We start from the raw sequence: 20,603 nt of genomic DNA, 5'->3' as shown, positions 1-20,603 counted from the left end.
GAAGCGTTCGGTCTTTCAGTATGAGAATGGTTTGCGTGAAGGGAAGTACGAGAGCCACGATGAAAACACGGGGACAGTGATTGCATCCGGCCAATTCGTGAACAACGTACTGTCCGGTCCATTTCATGAGTTCAATTCAGCTGGCAAGAAAACGGCTCGGTACACCATGGCCAACGGCGAGCGGAATGGCCCATTTGAACGCTATGACCCGCAAACCGGACAGGTGGTTGAGTCAGGTAGTTACGAGTACAACAAATTGTCCGGGACCGTCCTCCGGTTCAATGCCGAGGGTAAGAAAATTGCGCTGAACAATTACCACTTCGACGTCAAAGAGGGGCTTCAGCAAGAGTTTGATCCTGCTTCTGGACGGATCATTCAGTCGGCCACTTTTATTAATGGTCAGGAAGTGCCCGGATCAGGTGGTGTGGCCGAGGCAACAACCTCCTGCACCGACAAGTGGATCGTCGCCCACAGGAAGCAGGTCGGGGAAGACGCACCGATTTCAGCTGACCAGATGACCGAATGGGAAGATTGGTGCCGGGTGGGCAAACAGCCCTGACAAGCACGTCGTAACACCCACCTCCAAACAGCCCCATGGCATTCGCCATGGGGCTGTTTGCTTTGAATGATGCCCTCACGCCGTCAGGCCCATCTCAAATGTGGGTCGCTTGAGGATGTGATGAGGAAAGGAGTCCGCTATGCAAGAAGTGACAACCCATCAGGACGAACCAGGCGAACTGCTGGATGCCGTTGAGCAGCTGTGCCGGCTACGAAGCGATAGCCTGAGCAAAGATCAACTGAGGACTTTGCGAGAAGGGATTGATCAACTGATCAACTATCACGCCACTATTGGCGTCTTTGGTAAGACCGGCGTGGGCAAGTCCAGTCTGTGCAATGTGCTCTTCGGGCGTGATGTTGCTCCGGTGAGTGCCATTGAATCGTGTACCCGCGAACCTCAGGAAATCCAACTCGCACTCAAGCATGGTCGCGGTATCACGCTGATTGATGTGCCCGGTATTGGCGAGAGTGAAGCACGGGATATGGATCACCTTAAGCTCTACCGCAGCCTGATCCCCAAGCTTGACTTGATCCTGTGGGTGATCAAGGGTGATGACCGGGCCTTGAGTCTCGATGAGCAGGTGTATCGTGATCAGGTCTTGCCTTTGGCGCGCGAGCACGGTGTGCCTGTGACTTTCGTCATTAACCAGGTCGACAAGATCGAACCCTGTCGTGAATGGGACTGGAAGAAGAGCTACCCCGGCCCGGAACAGGCGCGCAATATCGCCTTGAAGCAGGATGTGGTCTGCCGCCAGTTTCGCGTGCCGCTCCGCGAGGTTTGCATCGTGGCGGTCGAGCAGGGGTATGGCTTGTGCAGTCTGGTGGAGCAGGTTTTGTATCAACTTCCTCGCGAGAAGCGCTGGGCGGTGCACCGTGAGACCGAAAAAGCCTGCCAGTCTCCGCAGTCGGTTCAGGAGGCGAGCAAGGCCTTGTGGGAGTCGGTGCGGGATTTGGTGAGGGAAGCGGTTCACGACGGCTGGGCATTCATCGTGCGCCATCTGGGGCCTTGGTTTGGCCGCATTCGGGATAAGGTGTAAATGATTCGGGCCACCTCAAAAGGTGGCCCGAACTACTGCTACTTATTTTTTGGTGCCCGAGGAGAAGCGTGCGATGCAGTCCCTGCATCCAACTTCAATATTACCGGGAATTCTTGGGAATAAAATCCCCAGAGGGTCGTCTCGCTGCTCAGGTCAGCACTGTTCCTAGAGAGACTGAGCTGACTGGAAACTATGCCCACGGCGGATAGGCCTCGGAGGCAAGTACTAGCTGTACTCCCGGGGTGACGGCTTGGTGGATGTACGAGGTACCCCAGCCAGCTTAGCAGCCCAGAAAACTTGGGGAGGATGAGCGGATGACTGCGCTCGCAATGCGGCAAAAGGCCGCTATATTGGAGGCCTTCTCTGTCACCTGACGAAGCCCGACACCATGACCATTGATCTCACCCCGCTATCCTTGCCGCAACTGCACCAGCTCAAGAAGGAAGTTGAAGCAGCCATTCCATGTCGTCAGCAGGCAGACAAGCTGCAAGCGCTGAACGACTTGAAGCAGCTGGCCGCGGATCGCGGGTTCAGCATCGATGAGCTGCTTGGTGTCTCAGGTAAGGCTAGCAAGACGACTCGCGGTCCGGTGGCAGTGAAGTATCGCGCCAAGGATGGGCAGACCTGGTCGGGTAGGGGGCGTAAGCCTCTGTGGGTGGTGGCGCATCTGGCGGCGGGCGGAAAACTCGACGACTTGGCTGCATAGGCTGAGAACCGAAGCCCCAACCTGGACGCCCTGAGTGACCCTCGAGGCGTTTTCTTTGATGGATGAATTTCATGAAATTTCACCCATTTGGGTGAAGACTAGTCATTTCAGTTGGACTAAGGTCAGCAGACATCTTTATTTCGCGAGCTTTTTGTTATGCATGTTTGTCCTTACTGCAAGGGTGACTTGGGAGGCTTGGATCACGTTATGGATCGCCTGGCGGAAAATAAAATAAGTGGCGAGCTGTTATTCAAATCACGGTGTTGTAATAAAGAAATTCGTGCCTATAGCTCGGTTTCGATGTACTACATTGTTGCTGCTGACGGTGGGTCTGTTCCGCAGATGATCGGGGCGGCCTAGGTGCTCTCCATGTCAGGCCATCCAGGTCGATGTACATGAACTCTTCCAGCAGCTTCATGTCTCGATCGGCACCCGAGGGGGCAGTCAACCACTCTGTTTTAGGTGTCCCGACAAACGAACCGTGTGCGGCCATCTTTGTTCCTCCTCATTGCGAGTTGCTTCTCCGATTGACGACACTCAATCGACCAGGGTCCAGGCTAGGCCCTGATCCTCGCCGTTGTCTTCACCCAAATGGTTGAAACTCAATAAATTACTATCGAGATTCTGGAGTCTGATCGTCGTCGGCGGCTTCAAATTGATGGTTCTGGTGAAGTAAAGCGCCGCATTCGAAGGGGGTTCACTGGTTTCCAATGACGCGTCATGACGAAGATGCAACAGTCTGACCAAAATTTCTCTGGCGCCCGAAGTACTCAATGCGGTGCCGTTGACAGTTTTGTAATTGGTCTAAGCTAACCCCGTCCAACAAGATCCCCGAGAGGGTGTGGTTACTCAAAAGGGGCTGCTGGGACCTCCCTTACCGGCCAATCATCCCCTTCGAGCAATGTGGTACAGCTTGGTGGCCGATGCGTGAATCCATGCCGACTCACTTGGCCGACGCGCCTTGTAAATGACGGGATTTCTCACCCAAATGGGTGAAGCCAAGTCCTTATCTCCTCTGATAGATTCCGCCGCTGCTTAAAAGTGGGTCAGCTCGCAGAGGCTGATGCCAACCAAAATCTATTGAGGGAGGCGCACGCGCAAGGCGTGCGTCGCTGGTCTTATGCGCGTTCAGATTGCCAAGTTGCTGGTGTGGTTCACGATGGTCATGGCGAGTGCCCCGGGGTGGGCATATGTTGTTGATGGCATCGATTTCCTTAGCACGTCAGCGACTACCACCGGTGGTGCGGTATCTGCAGGCGGTACTCTGAGTGCGGGTATAAGTTTCAGTTTGAAATCGTCCCATCCCTACGATGCGGTCTATCGCGTAGAGCTGTACTCAGGCAGCTCAATGCTGAATGCAGTCGAGTATGTAGTTAACTACACCAGTGGCGGTGAGCGGGCCGTAAATACTCAACGCAATGGCACGCTCAGCGCTAATCTCGGTGTTGGTACACACGTGCTGTATTTGCGCGCGCTGACCTCAGAGTTCGGCTTCGTTGGGGACTCATACACCTACACGGTAACGGTTACCAGTGCTGCGTCCGCACCTACGATTTCCGTTGTGCGCAACCCCAATCCGATGATTTCGGGTAAGCCCTACACGGTAACCTGGAGTACAACGAACGCGACGTCGGTCTACTACACCTGTTCCGCCAGCGGCACGGGTTTTGTGGGGAGCGGTACCCTCGGTCCGAATGGAAGTGTGAATGGTACGGGTGACCCCGCATGGGTAGGCTATCCCTCCGCCTGCACTTGGACAGCTACAGGCCCTGGCGGCAGTAAATCAGTGAGCGATCCATTGCAGACCATTAACCCTGCACCGACCGTCAGTGTCGGTGCGAGCTGCTCAGCATCCCCCTGTACGACGAGCAGTACGATCTCGCTCAGCGCGAGCGCCAGTGATAGCAATGGTTCGATCAATCACGTCGAGTTTTATCAAAATGGCAGCCTGATTGCGACAGATAGCAGCGCCCCTTATACCCATACCGTCAGTGGTATGAGCGCTGCCACCCATACTTTTACAGCACGTGCCTATGACAACGAAGGTACCTCGACGTTGAGTAGTGGCAGCAGCGTGACCGTAACCGTGCCTAATTCCGCACCCTCGCTGACATTAAATGCGCCCTCAAACGGCGCAACGTTCACTTCACCGGCGAACATCTACTTCCAAGCCAGCGCCAGTGATGCACAAACCTATGTCACCCGCGTCGAGTTCTACAACGGCGGCACGCTGCTCGCTACGGACTCAAGTGCGCCCTATGAATACACGTGGTCAAACGTCGGTGTCGGCAACTACAGCGTGTCTGTCGTGGCTTATGACTCCCAAGGTCTGTCGACGACGCGCAGCATCAATGTATCGGTAGTGCCGCCCAATACACCACCTTCTGTCGCCTTGGTGAATCCGGCGCCTGGTAGCAACGTCTACGTGACGACTTTGCCCTACACCCTGAGCCTGCGGGCAACGGCAAGTGATACGGGCGGCAGTATCAGTCAGGTGGAGTTCCGATACTCCTTTGGCGGTAGTGATTTCTCACTGGGTAATGGCTCGCTGAGCGGTGGCAACTACGTGCTGGATGTTCCGCTTACCACCACGACACCCGGTACTTACTACGCGTATGCCAAAGCAACGGACAACACTGGACTAACCAGTACTTCGGGCATTGCCAATGTTCACGTCAGCAATCCTAATCTGCCGAGCATCGGTAGCTTTAATGTTTCTGGCACGTCATTTGTGCTCCCCGCTGGCACCTCCACCACTTCGCTGAGTTATAGCGCGAGCGCTACGGATGCCAACGGCCAAGTGGTCAAACTCGAACTGCTCAATGGCAGTACCGTCATTGACACGGTTAACGCGGCGACCACGGGCGGCAATCGCAACGTGACACTGGGTTTGGGTACCCACAATCTTTCATTGCGTGCGACGGACAATCAGGGTGGCGTGACGACCTCCTCAGCCGTAACGGTGAGCGTTGCCAACAATGCCCCCCCTGCAGTCAGCGTTAGTGCGCCCGCCGGCACGGTTGTTGGGCAAACCGTCACGTTGTCCGCTACCGCATCCGATAGCGATGGCACCATTACCAAGGTGGAGTTTTGGCAAGGTTCAACCAAGCTCGGGGAGGACACCAGTGCTCCGTATAGTCAGAGTTGGGCAGCAAACGCGCCGGGAACGTATACGTTCACGGCCAAAGCATTTGATAACAGCGGTAGCTCAACGACCAGTGCTACCGCCTCGATTTCCGTAACACCTGACGATGCCGCCTCCCTGAGCACTAATCAGACACAAGCCATCGTATCGCCCGGTGGTCATGCTGCGATTCAATTGACTGCGGCAGTAGGCGTACCGACTGCAACGTTCTTGGAGATCTATCGTTCCTCGACTGGCCCGAGCAGTGGGTTTAGCCGACTGGTGCGGGAGGATACACAGAGCCTGGTCTTCAATGATTCTGTGGGTGCGGGCACTTACTGGTATGTCGCGGCTCAGGGGGAGTTCATTCCGGACTGGGTGACTTATGGTAGCGGCTCAGATGTGTACTACACCAACTCGCCAGCCGTCATGGTGCAGGTGAGTGAGCGTGGTCCGGTCATTGGCAGCGTTGATGGCATTTTCAACAATGCCCAAGGTGAACCCATCCTTTTCGGTTGGGCTTGTGACAAGAAGGACGAGCGTGCGATTGAGGTCGATTTGTACGCTGGTGAAGGCTGGCCTGCAGGTGCGATGCTCAATCGGGTGACGGCGAATCTGACCGGGGAGACCGCCATTGCGACCTCCTGCGGCACGAGTAACAGCGCCTTCCGCTGGAATTTCAACTTGGCGCCATTCCGCACTGACCACGGTGGCAGCGCTCTGTATGTCCACGGCCTCTCGCTCAATGGCGGCGCCAATCCGCTTTTGGGTAATTCCGGTACGTTCACCATTCCGGTCATCCCCAATACGGCACCGACAGCCACGTTCAGCCTGACCGCAGCCCCGACCCAGTTCTACGTTCCCGTTGGGGGCACCGTATCGCTGGGCTTCAATGCCGGCAGTACCGATGCTGAAAACAATGTCACCAAGCTCGAACTGTTCAACGGTGCCAATGCGACACCGCTGTGGACACTGAATGGCAGCAGTGCGTCCAATCAATCCGTCACGCTGGCCAAGGGCACTTACTTGCTCCGGGTTCGTGCCACGGATGCCAAGGGTCTCTCAGGTAATAGTGCGGAGATCACCGTCACGGTTACTGAACGTGGTCCGGTCAAGGGTAATGTCGAAGGCGTCGTGATTGATGGTCAGGGCAAAGCCAGTCTCCAGGGCTGGGCCTGCGACCAGTACGATGAACGAGCCATTGGCGTGAAGCTGTTTGTGGGTGGGCCATCGAGTAGCGGCACCTTCCTGCTGAACCAGACAGCGAATCTGCCGGGCGAGGCCGCACTGGCCACCACTTGCGGTACCAGCAATAGTGCGTTCCGTTTCTCGTTTGATCTTGAACCCTACCGCGCCGCCCACGGTGGCAAGTCGATCTATGTGCAGGGTCTGTCGCTCAACGGCGGCAGCCATCTGGATATTCCGGGTTCCGGCAACTACACCGTTCCGGTGGTCTCGACGCCTGTGGCGAGCCTTGATGCCCCCAATCCGTCCAATGTGCGCGTGGCAGTTGGTGCCCAGGCCTCGATCCGCTTCACGGGTAGCGCCAGTGTGGGCACGGGCAAGATCACGAAGCTGGAGCTGTTCCGTGACACGGGCAGTGGGTATGAATCGACGGCTTTCTTTACTCAGACTACCGATGCCGCCAATGTCTCGCTCAATGAGCTGATTCCTCTCGGCGCGAACGCTTACCGCATCAAGCTGCGCGCCACCAACAATGTGGGTCAGACAGCAGAATCGCAGAGCCATATCCTCAATATCACCGACAGTCCCTTGCTGGGCACGGTGGATGGTGTCCGCATCAACGCCGAAGAAAAGCCAGAACTGATTGGCTGGGTATGCCAAGAGAGCCAAACGGGTGCGGTCAATGTGCAGGTGCACGTCAATGCACCGGGCATCCTCGGTGGGACACCGATCACGACGGGTACCGCCAACCTGATTGAAGGTTCGGACAGCGCCGCTGTTCAGTCCGCCTGCAAGACGCCTGGCACAGGCCATCGCTTCAAGATCGACCTGAGTGCTTATACCAGCCAGTACGCTGGGGCACCAATTTACGTCACTGGTACTGCTGTCACCAGCAGCGCCAAGATCATCCTGCCGTGCGCCGATAACACCTGCACGATGCCGGCCAGCCTGCGCATTGCGCTGACCAACCCGGCCAACAACGACCGCGCCACCGCCCCAGCGAATCTGTTCGCCAAGGCCAAGCTTACCAATGTGGGCGCTGGGGTGGATGAAGTGGCCATTGCGGTAGACGACCAGTGGCAGACGGCACAGCCGGATACCGAAGCCAACACCTGGTACATCAGTAAGCCAAACCTGAGTGCGCGGGCTGCGCCGTATTGGGTGAAGGCACGGGTACGGCAGGGCAATACCACGTTGTACTCGCTGGAGAACGCGTTCTATGTGGATGCTAGTGCGACCACAACGCTGAATTTGGCGACACCTACGGGTAGCTTTATCGCACCCGCAATCGTTAATCTGAGTGCGACAGTGGGCGGTGATACGGCTGCCGTCACCAAGGTGGAATTCCTGAACAGCCAAGGCCAGGTAGTGACCACGGGTACTCAGAACGGGAATACGTGGAGTGCGAACTGGTACGGCCTGCTGGCGGGCAATCACGCGGTGAAGGCGAGGGCACTGAACGCTCAGGGTGCGGTTGTTACGACTACGATCGAAACCACCTTCTTGGTAACAACGGCAACTGGTCCAAGCGACGCGACACCTATCGCGGTCGACATCACTCCGCCGCATCTTTCTAACGCGGATGCCGGCACCTTGCCTGGCGAGCTCGGTGTGAACGCGAGTGGCGCAGCAACCTACAGTATCCCGATTGCGGTACCGCCGGGTACCAATGGCATGCAACCTAATCTCAGTCTGAACTACAGCAGCCAGGCCGGTAATGGTTTGCTGGGCATGGGCTGGAGCTTAAGTGGTACGCAGCAAATTACGCGCTGTCGCCAGAATTGGGCGCAAGATCAAGACAGCAAGCCTTTGAGCCTAAATCAGGACGATAGGCTATGCCTGAACGGTGAGCGCCTTGTGCTGGCTAGCGGCAATGATTATTGGTCCAGTGATGCTACCTATCGCACTGAGCGCGAGCGCTTTGATTTGATTAAGCGTGACGGCAATGGCTTTAAGGTAATGCGTCGTGACGGATTGATCGACTACTTTGGTGCGACCGATGACTCACGAATTGAAGCACAAGGTTCTACCGAAGTACTTAGCTGGGCACTCTCACGCAAGGAACAGCGTAAGGGTGGTTATACCGACTACCGCTATATAGAGTCGAATGCCACGGGCGAATGGCATCTGGACAGTATTGTTTATGGCAGCCTGAGTGCAGGAGTGAGCAAGGCTGTGGCGCGTGTCCAGTTGGTTTATGAGAATAGACCAGATACTAGTTCAGGTTATGTGGTTGGTTCATTGACCAGCAACACACAGCGACTCAAGCATGTTGAGACCTATGCCGAGGTCAGCGATGCCGGGACGGGAGGCACCTTGGCCAATCGTTACCAATTTGCTTACGAGACCAGTCCATACAGTGGGCGCAGCCTGCTTTCTACGATCCAGGCCTGTGATAACGGTGGGCATTGCCTGCCAGCTACATCACTTGAGTGGAGCAAGGTTACAGTTCCTGCGGCTGGTTTGCAGTGGGTCAAGGTGGGTGATTGGAGCCTGCCAGTAGTGGATCGTGGCCAATCCGGACAATATGAGGATATCGTTTCAACTGCAACTGGCGACTTCAATGGGGACGGTCGCACTGACTACGCTAGATATACCAAAACGCGGCGCATCTTGATTGGGCTTTCTACGGGTTCTGGATTTGATAATCGCGAAATTAATATTGCGGAATATATCGGGCCATTTACGGACAATATTTCCGGGTATAACAATGGCTCCAAGATGCTGGCCATGGATTTTGAGGGAGATGGTTCCACCGAATTGTTGATTTTGCCTGGGTTGCGAAATGCAAGTCAGTTGGCAGGCTCTGCGTACGGCAGGGAGAATTACTTTCCGCCGATCAAATGTCGTTACGTACGTCAGGCTGGCAACTTTGCGTGCTCGACCATGAATCATAGTGAAGATACGGATGAGGGTGATTACTTCACACCTGGTCAATATGCCGCCGTTGATTTGAGTGGTAAGGGGCGTTACGGATTAATGTTGATTCGCTCCCGGGTGATGGATACCATATTTGCCAATGATAATGAGTTCAACTATCCAGTTGACTATCTTGGGGATGCTGGCCCGAATTGGTATTGTGATGGCGAGGGTGGCGGCTGTGTTCAATTGGGCAACAATACGGTGCCTACCGAACTCTCCCCGCTATCTATTACCGCATTGAATCAAGTTTGGTTTGGTGGTGGACCTCCGGGGCCTCACGTATCGGTGGTTGGTGATTTTAATCAGGATGGTCGTACTGACTTTAATTTCATTCGATTTGAATCGACTACACAAGCTTTGCAGGTGAACTGTTACGGAGCCGATGGACGATTTGCCTGTCCACAGTCAGCTACTTCCTTTGAGCATCTCTACAATGCGCAGACTGTTCAACATGACTCGCTATTTTCCGGATTGCCATATCTAATCAGATGGAGTGGCTCTATCAACCTGCCAAGTCAGTCTGCCGATATTAATGAAGATGGCTACAGTGACCTGATATTCGCAAATAATGCAGTAGGCTACTGTTTAACCAAGGCGGATTCTAAGCTTTGCAAAGCTTTGCCCTTCCGATACGCCGCTTTTGGAAATTTTGCTGGTGTTTCTGGGTCGGAATTCATTGCGGAATCTGCAGGGCACGCATGTCGCTACCGTGCTGGGGATTGGCATTGCTTGCCCATTCAAGCTCCCATTGGGTTTTCTCGGAAGATCGTGTCCGCTGGGCCGGACAGCTTGGGGCAAACAAATCAGCATGATGAAGGCGTTATGGTTTCCGGCGACTTCTTGGGTAATGGCAAGCTTGCGATCGCTTATATTCTCGATAAAGACGGAACCGCTACCTTATTCCAGCTGAATACGACAGGCTTGGATGACAAGTTGGTTGCGGTGGTGAATGGCTTGGGCCATCGTGCAGAGGTCAGTTATAGCCGAGGCATTGACACGGCTGTTTACGACAATGCCTTAGGTGAATTCCCACGTGAACACCCGGTCAGGCCTGGTCTGGAGATACGTGCTCTTGTCAAAGAGTTGCGCACGAGCAATGGTCAAGGTGGATGGGTACGCAAGGGATACCAATACGCGGGTGCTGCGTTCGATCAATTAGGTCGCGGTAGTTTGGGTTTTGCCCGTACCAAGGTGACTGATCTGGATACCGGAATGCAACAACATACTGAGTACCGTCAGGATTGGCCCTTTGTCGGACTGGTCAAGCAGGCCAAAACACTTGATGTTGATGGTTCACGGATTACTCAAACCGACAATGTTTACCAGCAACGTTCGTTAACGCTTGCTAGTGGTCTTAGCACCCATTTTGCTTACCTTGAGCAGACAACTGAGGCCCGCTGGGAGTTGGATGGCACCCCTATTTCCACCACGACTGTAATTAACACCTACGGTGATGATTACGGCAACTTGACCCAGCAATCGCACAATGCAGTTGGTGGTGGGACTACTTTCAATACCACAACGACTCAGAGCTATCGGAATGCCGAGAGCACTTGGCTGTTGGGCTTGCCTGAATTTAAAACTGTTATTAAACAAAGCTCGGGATCGACGATCAAACGAGAAATTGAGTTGGATTACGATGATGTAGGCTCAGTGAAGACAGAGATCATCGAGCCGAATCAACCTGCGCTCAAAGTCACGACCGAGCTCGACCGCAGCAACAACGCATTCGGCCTGGTCGGCAAGAAGACCCAGACCTGGACGGACCCGGTCACGGGTACGACCAAGTCGCGTGTTGCCGAAGAGGTGATCTACGAGCCCAAGGGCCGCTTCCCGCAAACGGTCAAGAATGCACTCGGCCAAGCCGAAACCCGAGGCTACGACGCTGCAACGGGCAAGCAGACACGTCTGGTTGGCCCCAATGGTATCGAGACTCGATGGGTGGTCGATGCCTTTGGGCAGGTGAAGAAGGAAATCCGTCACGACGATACCGATTCGACCAAGTACACCGAGGTGCGCCAGTACCTGAAGCAGTGCGACACCAGCTGTCCAATCGGTGCAACCACTGTCGCCATCGTGGATACCTTCAAGGGCACACAGCGCACGTCTGTACCAAGCCTGGTGTACCGCGATAGCGCCGGTCACGAACTGCGGAAGCAAACCTACGGCTTTGATGGCCGCGCCATAGTGGTCGACACCCGCTACGACAGCCGTGGTCGAGTGTGGGAGGTGTATCAGCCTACCTTTGACGGTACGACCGCCAAGCTGGCGAGTCGTATGACCTACGACAACCTGAACCGGGTCACGAAGGTGGAAACGCCGTCGGATACGGGCGCGCTGGTGGCAACCACTACGGCCTACAACGGCCTGGACACGACCACGACCAACCCGAAGACCCAGACAAAGACGGATACCCGTAATGTCGTGGGCCAATTGGTGAGAACGAAGGATGCCCTCAACGGGGAGACTCTGTTTGGTCGCGACGCTTGGGGCAACCTCACCAAGACCACCGACCCGGCAGGGAACGTGATCGAAGTAGTCTATGACCTGTTGGGCCGCAAGATAGAACTGAAGGACCCGGATCTGGGCCGGATTGAATACAGCGTCGACCCGCTAGGCCGCGTCTATCGCCAGATCAGTCCCAAGGCCCGTGCAGCCGCGGCATTGAAGACGCTGCAGGCCGACAAGGAAAAGGAATACACCCGTACCGAGTACGACGACCTGAACCGGATGACGGCACGGTACGAACCCAACCTGGAAAGCCACTGGGTTTACGACCACGCCACCAATCCGTCCAACTGCGCCGCCACCAAGAGCTGTGGTCAGCTGGTAGAAGCGTACACTGGCACCAGCACCAATAAGACTTACAGCCGCATTCATACCTACGACAGCCTCGGCCGTCCGGACACGACCACAACCCAGCTCGATACGGTTTACGTCAGCACGCAGAGCTACGACAGCTGGGGTCGTCCGATCAGCCGTTCGGAACGCCGTGGCACCGATGTCACCAAGACTCGCAAGGTCGAGAATCGATACAACGGTTACGGCTACCTGAAGCACATCGAGCGTAATGGTCTGAAATTGTGGGAAGCCATCAAGCAGGATGCTGCGAACCGTGTTGAAACCGCGCAGCTGGGTAATGGCCTGATCCAGACGCGCGAGTACAACGAGCACACCGGCCTACTGAACGAGGGCGAATACACCAATGCCGCCCAGCAATCGAAGATGAGGGAGAGCTACAGCTACGATGTTCTTGGCAATGTGGATCAGCGTACCCACACTTGGAGCGGTACCAACTCGACCATCGAAGGCTTTAGCTACGATGGCCTGAACCGCCTTGCTACAGCTACGGTGACGGGGCAGCCTACGCAGTACTTCGAGTACAACGCGATCGGTAACCTGACCCGCAAGACTGGGGTAGGCACGGGTCTGCCGGGTAGCTACCGCTATCCGACCCAAGGCGCCACCGCCATCCGACCTCATGCCGTGGACAGCATCGATGGCGTAGGTAGCTTCAGCTACGACGCCAACGGCAATATGACGAGTGGTGCGGGTCGAAACATCAGCTGGACCAGCTTCGACATGCCGCTGTGCATGACGAAAGGCAGCATCCAAGGTGATGGCAGCTGCGCTAGCGGTGCGACGACTTGGAGCCAGTTCGTCTACGGACCGGAGCACCAGCGTCTCAAGCAGCTCAAGCAGGACGGCAGTATTGTCTATGCGGGCGCCATGGAAGTAGAGCTGGACAGCAGCAGTGCCGTGAAGCGCATCAAGACCTACTGGCCGCAAGGCTTGGGGGTGGAGATCGAAGAGGGCGGCAACACCCAACTACGCTGGACGCATGTGGACCGCTTGGGTTCGGTAGTAGGTATCAGCGACGAGGCCGGCAACTTTGTTGAGCAGCTGGGCTTCGATGCCTGGGGCAAGCGCCGCAACCTGAACGGCAACGGCACGCCGGACAGCCTAGACGGTCAGACCGACAACAAGGGCTACACCGGCCATGAGATGCTGGATGCGTTGGACCTCGTGCACATGAACGGTCGTGTTTACGACCCGCTAGTTGCCCGGTTTATGTCTGCAGATCCGTTGATTCAGGAGCCGGAGCATAGCCAGAGCTATAACCGCTATACCTATGTATGGAACAACCCAACGAATCTAACCGATCCAACAGGTTTTGCGGCTAGGCGCTTGCCGGGTGCGCAGGGTACTGTTGATGAACCAGAGGCCACAGTTGCGCAAACTGATGCAGAAGGAGGACAGTCTGATCTAGAGGAAGGCGAGGCTACTAGTGAAACCTCGTCTGGATCTGTTGCGGGAGACCAAATAAGAACGACTTCTTCCCAAAACCAGAGGGATACTTCCAATCCCCTGACAGAGTGTCTGCAGAACCCACATTGTCATCCTAGTCAGGCCATGGTGGAGCAGTGGGGCGAAACCCGTTCCCCAAGCAATGAAGTTGGGCAGAGTCTGCTCAATGGTACCGAGACAGCAATTACCGGTGGCTATGGACGCCGCATGACGGAAGCGTACAAGAGTGGAGAATACGGCGCTGCTGCTGGGAATTTGTTTGCGGGAGTAGCCTATGGGGCTATGAACATTGCCACGTTGGGCAGGGCTGGCTCGGTAGCTAATGTATCGCGCAACTTGTTTGCTAAGTTTGTACTAGGCGAGGCGAACGTCGCAGCAAGGAGTGTTTGGGCTCTGCATCCTTTTGAACGGGGTGTTGCGATTGAGAAAGCCTTGGGGCAGAACCTGCCCGCTAACTTCCCTGTCATCGATAAATTCGAAAAAGGCGTGGCGACTAGTATCAAGAGTTTGGACCTCGGTGCGAAGTCATATCAGTCTGTTTCAGCGTTAAGCCGTACAGTGAGTAGCTACGTAGATTCTGTCGCGGCCTTTACTTCGAGGACTTGGGCAAACGTTACCGTAACGGGGGTGACAGCACGTGAACTAGTAATCGCGGTACCACATACGGGCAACACGGCACAGCAAGCTGCTATGAGCGCGGCTGTACAGTATGGTGCCTCCAAAGGGGTCGCAGTTAAGGTGGTTGTTTATCCGTGAGGAATTATGAAAAGAGTCGTTGCTTATCTAAGGAAAACACAAGTTATTGTCTTCGCTCAGTCGCAGACCACGGCAGGTGTTTGGATTATGGGGGCACCCCCCCGCTCTACCGAAATTAGTCATATTGATAAGCTTGGTGCGCTCATCGGCCAGGCATTAGAAGTATCTAAATCCGATGTGCCTCATCCGACTTCATGGAAAGGATTGTTTGATCCGGTTTTGCAGTTGGCCGGGGTTAAGTCGTGGAGTACCTTCGTGAAGTCGGCTAAGTGTGTGGAAGTCGAGCTTGATGAAGATGGTATTTGGTTAATCCCAATGCGTAACCTTGGGGCCAATGGTGGATTTGATCGAATTGGGCGGGATGTATGCCTTGGGAGGGAATCAGATCCGATGGCTTTGGGGAGAGCACTAGTTTCGGCGCTTGAAGCGGCTCAGTAAATTCCCGCACGGAATTGGAGTAGGGTCCTTATTTTTACATTCATGAGAATTGACTTCGAGGGGCGTGCGCGGCATGACTTGACTCAAGTCGCTGACCCACAAAATTCCCTACCCAAACGAAGCGGTTTCTGGGTCCTCTCGAGTTTAACTTCGTTACCGGGGCGTAAAACGCAAGGATCTGCACTGATTTGCGCGCCGTTTTGGCGGACTCAGTCGCCTACTGTCCCTGTCTACTATTCGTTATAGCGAAGGCCACACCCGTGCTTCCTCAGTTCTCATTCGCCGTCTTTTCCCTGTGTCAAACCACCCGTAAGCATCTGGCTTGGTCGGTGTTCGGCGGTGTGATGGTGGTGATCGCGGTAATGTTGAGTGTGTCGTACGCCCAGCAAAAACAAGCGCTGGCGAACCTGTCGATGGAATTGACATCGCCAACTGCTACTAGTGTGCCGATTGCTTCATCGGCATATCAGCCAACGCAATCCGCACTACCCGCATTCAACAGCGCCCAACTCGCCAAGACCCTCGGTGACCAAGCCAGCAAACTCAAACTCGACCTGTCCGAGGTCAATTACACGCTCGACGAAACCTCGGGCCTGCCGTACCTGCGCTATCGCGTCACGCTGACGCTCGACGCCAGTTACCCCAATATCCGTCGCTACGTTGCTGCTTTGCAAGTTGCCGTCCCGAACCTCTCCCTCGACGGCATCCACTGCAACCGCGAAGACATCGGCGACAAGCCCCTCTCGTGCGATCTGACCCTGTCCGCGGTCTACCAACGAGGCGCCCATGGATAAAGCCAGCCAACGACGCTGGCTGATACTGGGTAGTGTGTTGGCAGCAACCGTCATCGCAATGCTTTATCCCGTTGAACAGCCCGATGCCACGCTGGAAGTTACCGAGTCTGCTGTGCGGGAAGCAGCGCTAGCCTTGGTTCCCGCTGCGCCTAAGCAGTCTGCGCCGGTTGCTTCGCCCGCGCCCACGGTGACTGCTGCGACTGAGCTACCCGACACCATCCCCGACCCGTTCGCCAACAAAGGCTGGACGGCACCCCCGCCGGCCCCGGTACCCGTTGCAGCACCCGCACCCGTCGTGAGTGCCCCGATACCCGTCGGCCCGCCACCGCTCCCGTTCAAATTCCTTGGTCGCTTCAACGACGGCGGCCAGGACGTGGTCTACCTGAGTCGTGGCGAGCAGATGCTCATCGCCAAAGCCGGCGAGGCCCTCGATGCCAGTTACAAGGTCATCGCGCTGACCGCCAGCCAGATCGAATTCGAACACCTTCCCACGGGCGAACACCAATCGCTGGCCCTCAGCACGTCCGATAGTTAAAGCCCGCCATGCATTTCTCTGACTTCCCCCGCCTGACCGTGCGCGCCACGTTGCTGTCTGTTGCTCTGGCCCTGAGTGGCTGTGCCTCGGTCTACCACCACGGCACCGGCATGGACGAAATGGCCCGCGGCAATTACGCCGAAGCCGTCCCGCACTTGCAAAAGGCCGCCGAACTCTCCCCCCAGGACGTTCGCTACAAAACCGACTGGCTGCAGAACCGCGACAAAGCCGTCAGCCGCCTGCTGGCCCAAGCCGATGCCAATTTGCATTCTGGTAAAGAGACGGAAGCCCAACAGCAGTACCAATCCATCCTCAGCTTCGACCCCGACAACGAACGCGCACGATCCGGCCTCGATAAGCTTGCCCGCCTGCGCCAAGCCAACGAGGATGCTGCCCAAGCTCGTGACGCCCTCAAGCGGAACGATCCGACCCTGGCCCTCAAGCTCGCCAGCCGCGCTCTCGAAGCCGTGCCGGATCAACTCGAAGCCAAGGCCGTCCGCCGCGAGATTGAAGCGCTGCAATCCAAAGAGCTGCTCACGACGCCCTCGCTGAGCAATCTCTACAAAAAGCCCATCAATCTCGAATTCCGTGATGCGAGCGTGAAAACGGTGTTCGAGGCGCTGTCGCGCACTACCGGCATCAACTTCATCTTCGACCGCGAAGTGAAGGCCGATCAGCGCACCACGGTGTTCCTCCGCCAGACCGCGCTTGAAGATGCGATCGACGTGATCCTCACGACGAATCAGCTCGACAAGAAAATCCTCAACGACACCAGCGTCCTCATCTACCCAAACACGCCAGCCAAGGCCAAGGAGTACCAGGAACTGGTCGTCCGTGCGTTCTACCTGGCCACGGCGGAGGCCAAGCAGACCGCCCAGTTGCTGAAGACGGTACTCCGAATCAAAGACGTGTTCGTGGACGACAAGCTGAACCTGTTGGTACTGCGTGAACCGCCCGAAACCATCGTCCTCGCCGAAAAACTCGTCGCCTTGCACGACCTCGACGAGCCCGAAGTGATGCTCGAAGTCGAAGTGCTGGAAATCAACCGCTCGCGCCTGCTGGACCTGGGCATCAAGCTGACCGACCAGTTCACTGTCGCCCCGCTGACCAGCAGCACCAGTTCCGGCACCGGCGGCAGCACGACGTCGACGCTGCCGACGTTCAAGCTCAGCGACCTAAAGAACCTGAATTCCGACAAGCTGGGCGTGACGCTGCCCACGGCCACGCTCAGCCTGCGCAAGGAAGACGGCGACGCCAACCTGCTCGCCAACCCGCGCATCCGTGTCAAAGATCGCGAGAAAGCCAAGATCCTCATCGGCGACAAGGTCCCCGTGGTGACCACGACCACGACACCGAATGGCTTCCTGTCCGAGAACATCCAGTACCTCGATGTGGGCCTGAAACTTGAGGTCGAACCCGATGTGCATCTGCGCGACGAGATTGGCCTCAAGGTCTCGCTCGAAGTCAGCTCGGTGGTCAACACCGTCAAAACCAGCAGCGGTTCGCAGGCGTACCAGATCGGTACCCGCAACGCGAGCAGCGTGCTGCGCCTCAAGGATGGCGAGACCCAGGTATTGGCCGGGCTCATCAGCGACGAAGACCGCTCGGCCGCGAACCGGATTCCGCTATTGGGTGACTTGCCGCTGCTGGGCCGCTTGTTCTCCAGCCAGAAGGATGACCGTCGCAAGACTGAAATCGTCCTGTCGATCACGCCGCGCCTGATCCGCAATGCGGATCGTAAGGAACCAGCAGCCGAAGCGTTCTGGTCTGGTTCGGAATCGATCCTGCGCACCAAGCCTTTGCAGCTGCGCACCCTCTCGAACCCGAATACTTCCGCTGCCGCACCGACGACTCAGCCGGCATCGAACCCGGCAGCACCCGCGAACCCGAGCGCTGCCAGCAACGCGAGTCCCACACCTGCTAGCGCCCCCGCCCAGGCTGCTGCACAAGCCGGAACCGACAACGCGCTTCCCCCACAAGCCGCCGAAATGCTGGCCAACACCAGCCCCTTGCGCCTGCGTTGGGACGGCCCGAACCGCAGCAAGGTCGGCGAGGCCCTCACACTGAATCTGGCGCTCGACAGCAGCGAACTGCTGCGCGCCGCCCCCCTGCAACTGGCCTATAACCCGGCCCAGTTTGAAGTCGTGTCGGTGAAGGAAGGCACGTATTTCAGCAAGGACGGGAAGGGCAACTTCAGCCAGATCGTGGACAAGCAAAGCGGCCGGATTTCGGTTGGGCTGTCGAGCAGCGAAGCGACGGGCGTGAAGGGGGATGGCCGTTTGATGACCGTGGAACTCAAAGCCTTGGCGCCGGCTGAAGCCGAAATCAGTCTGCTGCGCATTTCCCCGGTGGGGAGCAGCCAGGCGATTGTTCGCCCGGTGACCCCCATCGTGCACAAGGTCAGCGTCGCACCATGATCGGGTGGGCAGTTTCAAGGGGTAGGGCATCGCGGCGCGAGACCGGCTTCAGCTTTGTCGAGCTGCTGGCTACGCTCGCCATCGTCGCCTTGCTGGCCTCGATTGCGATTCCCCTGGCGCAGACCACGGTGAAGCGCAGCAAGGAAATGGAGCTGCGCCGGGCTTTGCGCGATGTACGCATGGCGATTGATGCGTACAAGCGTGCCTCGACTGATGGCTTCATTGCCGTTCTGCCCGGTCAGAGCGGCTATCCGCCCAGCCTGACCGACCTGACGGCCGGTGTAGAGAACGCCAAGGTGCCCGGCAAGAAGCTGTACTTCCTGCGGCGCCTGCCGCGCGATCCGTTCTTTGCGGATGCGACCGTACCCGCCGCAGAGAGCTGGGGTGTGCGCAGCTTTGACTCCCCACCGGATAACCCGCGCACTGGTGACGATGTGTTTGACGTGTACTCGACCTCGACGCAACTGGGCCTTAACGGCTTGGCGTACAAGGAGTGGTGAGCATGCGTAAACGTTTGTGCACCCATTCCCTGATCCGCGGCTACACGATGATCGAATTGCTGGTCGCGATGGCGATCATCGCCATGCTGCTGTCGATTGCCGCACCCAAGTACTTCGCCAATCTCGACAAGGCCAAGGAAGACGTCTTGCGGGAGGATCTGTACATCCTGCGCGATGCGCTGGACAAGTTCTACGCCGACAAAGGCAAGTACCCAGAAAAGCTCGACGATCTGGTGGAACAGAAGTACCTGCGGGCTATCCCGGTCGACCCGTTTACCGAGAGTAACAAGAGCTGGGTGGTCGTCACGTCCGAGGATGCCAGCTTGGGCGTGGTGCAGGACGTCAAAAGCAGTGCCCCGAACAAGGCGCGCAACGGCACCTGGTACAAGGATTGGTAAGCATGCAGCGCGAGCGTGGCTACAGCTATGCCGTGGCACTGTTTGCCGTGGCGATTCTCACGACCCTGAGTTTACGGGCCGTGGAGAACGCCAAGACCGCCGAGTGGCGTGAGCGTGAAGCCGAGTTGCTGTATGTGGGGCAGGCCTATCGCAACGCGATTCAGCAGTACTACGTGCAAACGCCGGGCACGGTGAAGCGTTACCCACCCGATCTGAAAGCTCTGTTGCTGGACGAGCGAGCGACGACAACACGCCGACCGTTACGTCGACTGTATCGTGACCCGATCACGGGGACGCCTGATTGGGGGCTGGTGCCCGCGCCCGATGGTGGGGTGATGGGCGTGTATTCGCTCTCGACCCGCGCCCCGATCAAGGTGGCGGATTTCCCTGAGGTGCTGGTGAGCTTTACCGGCGCCAAGCGGTATGTGGATTGGCAGTTTGTGTATCAACCCAGTTGAGATGCTTAACAACAAGGAAAGCACTATGTATCAAGCAAACAAGACCCAACAGCGCGGCTTCACGCTGCTGGAACTGCTGGTGGTCCTGCTGATCATCGGCCTCTTGGCCGGCTTCGTGGGCCCCAAGTACTTCGGGCAGATCGGTCGCTCGGAACAGAAGGTGGCCAAGGCCCAGATCGATGCCTTTGATAAGGCGCTGGATCAGTACCGTGTCGATGTGGGCCGTTACCCGACCACCGATCAAGGCTTGGCTGCGCTGTTTGCCGCCCCTGCCGGCGAGGGCAAGTGGCGCGGTCCTTACCTCAAGAAGGCCATCCCGGCTGATCCGTGGAACAACGCCTACAAGTACACTTCGCCCGGCCAGGATGGCCGTGACTTTGACATCATCTCCTACGGCAAGGATGGTAAGGCCGGCGGGACTGATGACGATGCCGATGTGGTGAGCTGGAACTGAGCGCCTGTATGAG

The 20,603-nt window shown here is 56.8% G+C and carries 12 protein-coding genes; all 12 read left to right on the top strand.

The genetic code is table 11. The annotated features are described in order from the left end of the window. The coding region (locus tag O9X62_RS09810; protein ID WP_308446455.1) for a hypothetical protein at window positions 1-559 on the top strand (559 nt) is incomplete at its 5' end. A 139-nt stretch (window positions 560-698) separates the two neighbouring features. Then, the gene (locus O9X62_RS09805) at window positions 699-1,595 is read left to right on the top strand and encodes a GTPase family protein (RefSeq protein WP_269532645.1); all 897 of its coding nucleotides are present in this window, start codon (window positions 699-701) and stop codon (window positions 1,593-1,595) included. Window positions 1,596-1,983: 388 nt separating this feature from the next. Beyond that, the gene (locus tag O9X62_RS09800; protein WP_269532644.1) at window positions 1,984-2,301 is read left to right on the top strand and encodes an H-NS histone family protein; all 318 of its coding nucleotides are present in this window, start codon (window positions 1,984-1,986) and stop codon (window positions 2,299-2,301) included. A gap of 1,120 nt (window positions 2,302-3,421) precedes the next feature. Beyond that, window positions 3,422-14,596 (top strand): Ig-like domain-containing protein, encoded by an 11,175-nt coding sequence (locus O9X62_RS09795; protein WP_269532643.1) that lies wholly within the window; start codon window positions 3,422-3,424, stop codon window positions 14,594-14,596. 6 nt (window positions 14,597-14,602) lie between these two features. After that, window positions 14,603-15,034: a hypothetical protein gene (locus O9X62_RS09790; protein WP_269532642.1), complete on the top strand. Its 432-nt coding sequence runs from the start codon at window positions 14,603-14,605 to the stop codon at window positions 15,032-15,034. Window positions 15,035-15,294: 260 nt separating this feature from the next. Then, complete coding sequence (locus tag O9X62_RS09785) at window positions 15,295-15,828, top strand: GspMb/PilO family protein (protein ID WP_269532641.1); 534 nt, start codon at window positions 15,295-15,297, stop codon at window positions 15,826-15,828. After that, the gene (locus O9X62_RS09780; RefSeq protein WP_269532640.1) at window positions 15,821-16,363 is read left to right on the top strand and encodes a hypothetical protein; all 543 of its coding nucleotides are present in this window, start codon (window positions 15,821-15,823) and stop codon (window positions 16,361-16,363) included. The genes O9X62_RS09785 and O9X62_RS09780 overlap by 8 nt, the downstream gene beginning before the upstream one ends. An 8-nt stretch (window positions 16,364-16,371) precedes the next feature. Beyond that, window positions 16,372-18,780 carry a cohesin domain-containing protein gene (locus O9X62_RS09775; protein WP_269532639.1) on the top strand — a complete coding sequence of 803 codons (2,409 nt, stop codon included), beginning with the start codon at window positions 16,372-16,374 and terminating at the stop codon, window positions 18,778-18,780. After that, window positions 18,777-19,280, top strand: coding sequence for a type II secretion system protein (locus tag O9X62_RS09770; RefSeq protein ID WP_269532638.1), 504 nt, complete (start codon window positions 18,777-18,779; stop codon window positions 19,278-19,280). Before O9X62_RS09775 ends, O9X62_RS09770 begins: the two co-directional genes overlap by 4 nt. A gap of 2 nt (window positions 19,281-19,282) precedes the next feature. Next, a complete protein-coding gene (locus tag O9X62_RS09765) occupies window positions 19,283-19,678 on the top strand; it encodes a type II secretion system protein (protein WP_269532637.1) in 396 nt (131 codons plus the stop codon). A 2-nt stretch (window positions 19,679-19,680) separates the two neighbouring features. Further along, complete coding sequence (locus tag O9X62_RS09760) at window positions 19,681-20,136, top strand: type II secretion system protein (RefSeq protein ID WP_269532636.1); 456 nt, start codon at window positions 19,681-19,683, stop codon at window positions 20,134-20,136. 25 nt (window positions 20,137-20,161) lie between these two features. Next, on the top strand, window positions 20,162-20,590 hold the full coding sequence (gspG, locus tag O9X62_RS09755; RefSeq protein WP_269531865.1) for a type II secretion system major pseudopilin GspG: 429 nt from the start codon (window positions 20,162-20,164) through the stop codon (window positions 20,588-20,590). The last annotated feature ends 13 nt before the right edge of the window (window positions 20,591-20,603 follow it).

The organism is Chitinimonas sp. BJYL2 (assembly GCF_027257935.1).
Classification (GTDB): domain Bacteria; phylum Pseudomonadota; class Gammaproteobacteria; order Burkholderiales; family Chitinimonadaceae; genus Chitinimonas.
The sequence above is the reverse complement of the archived record's forward strand: the minus strand, read 5'-3'. Positions and strand labels throughout refer to the sequence as shown.

Excerpts from the sequence above, each read along its gene's own strand:
- O9X62_RS09775 (WP_269532639.1), top strand. The coding sequence starts at position 16,372 with ATGCATTTCTCTGACTTCCCCCGCCTGACCGTGCGCGCCACGTTGCTG.
- O9X62_RS09805 (WP_269532645.1), top strand. The coding sequence starts at position 699 with ATGCAAGAAGTGACAACCCATCAGGACGAACCAGGCGAACTGCTGGAT.
- gspG (WP_269531865.1), top strand. The coding sequence starts at position 20,162 with ATGTATCAAGCAAACAAGACCCAACAGCGCGGCTTCACGCTGCTGGAA.
- O9X62_RS09770 (WP_269532638.1), top strand. The coding sequence starts at position 18,777 with ATGATCGGGTGGGCAGTTTCAAGGGGTAGGGCATCGCGGCGCGAGACC.
- O9X62_RS09795 (WP_269532643.1), top strand. The coding sequence starts at position 3,422 with ATGCGCGTTCAGATTGCCAAGTTGCTGGTGTGGTTCACGATGGTCATG.
- O9X62_RS09800 (WP_269532644.1), top strand. The coding sequence starts at position 1,984 with ATGACCATTGATCTCACCCCGCTATCCTTGCCGCAACTGCACCAGCTC.
- O9X62_RS09760 (WP_269532636.1), top strand. The coding sequence starts at position 19,681 with ATGCAGCGCGAGCGTGGCTACAGCTATGCCGTGGCACTGTTTGCCGTG.
- O9X62_RS09790 (WP_269532642.1), top strand. The coding sequence starts at position 14,603 with ATGAAAAGAGTCGTTGCTTATCTAAGGAAAACACAAGTTATTGTCTTC.
- O9X62_RS09765 (WP_269532637.1), top strand. The coding sequence starts at position 19,283 with ATGCGTAAACGTTTGTGCACCCATTCCCTGATCCGCGGCTACACGATG.
- O9X62_RS09780 (WP_269532640.1), top strand. The coding sequence starts at position 15,821 with ATGGATAAAGCCAGCCAACGACGCTGGCTGATACTGGGTAGTGTGTTG.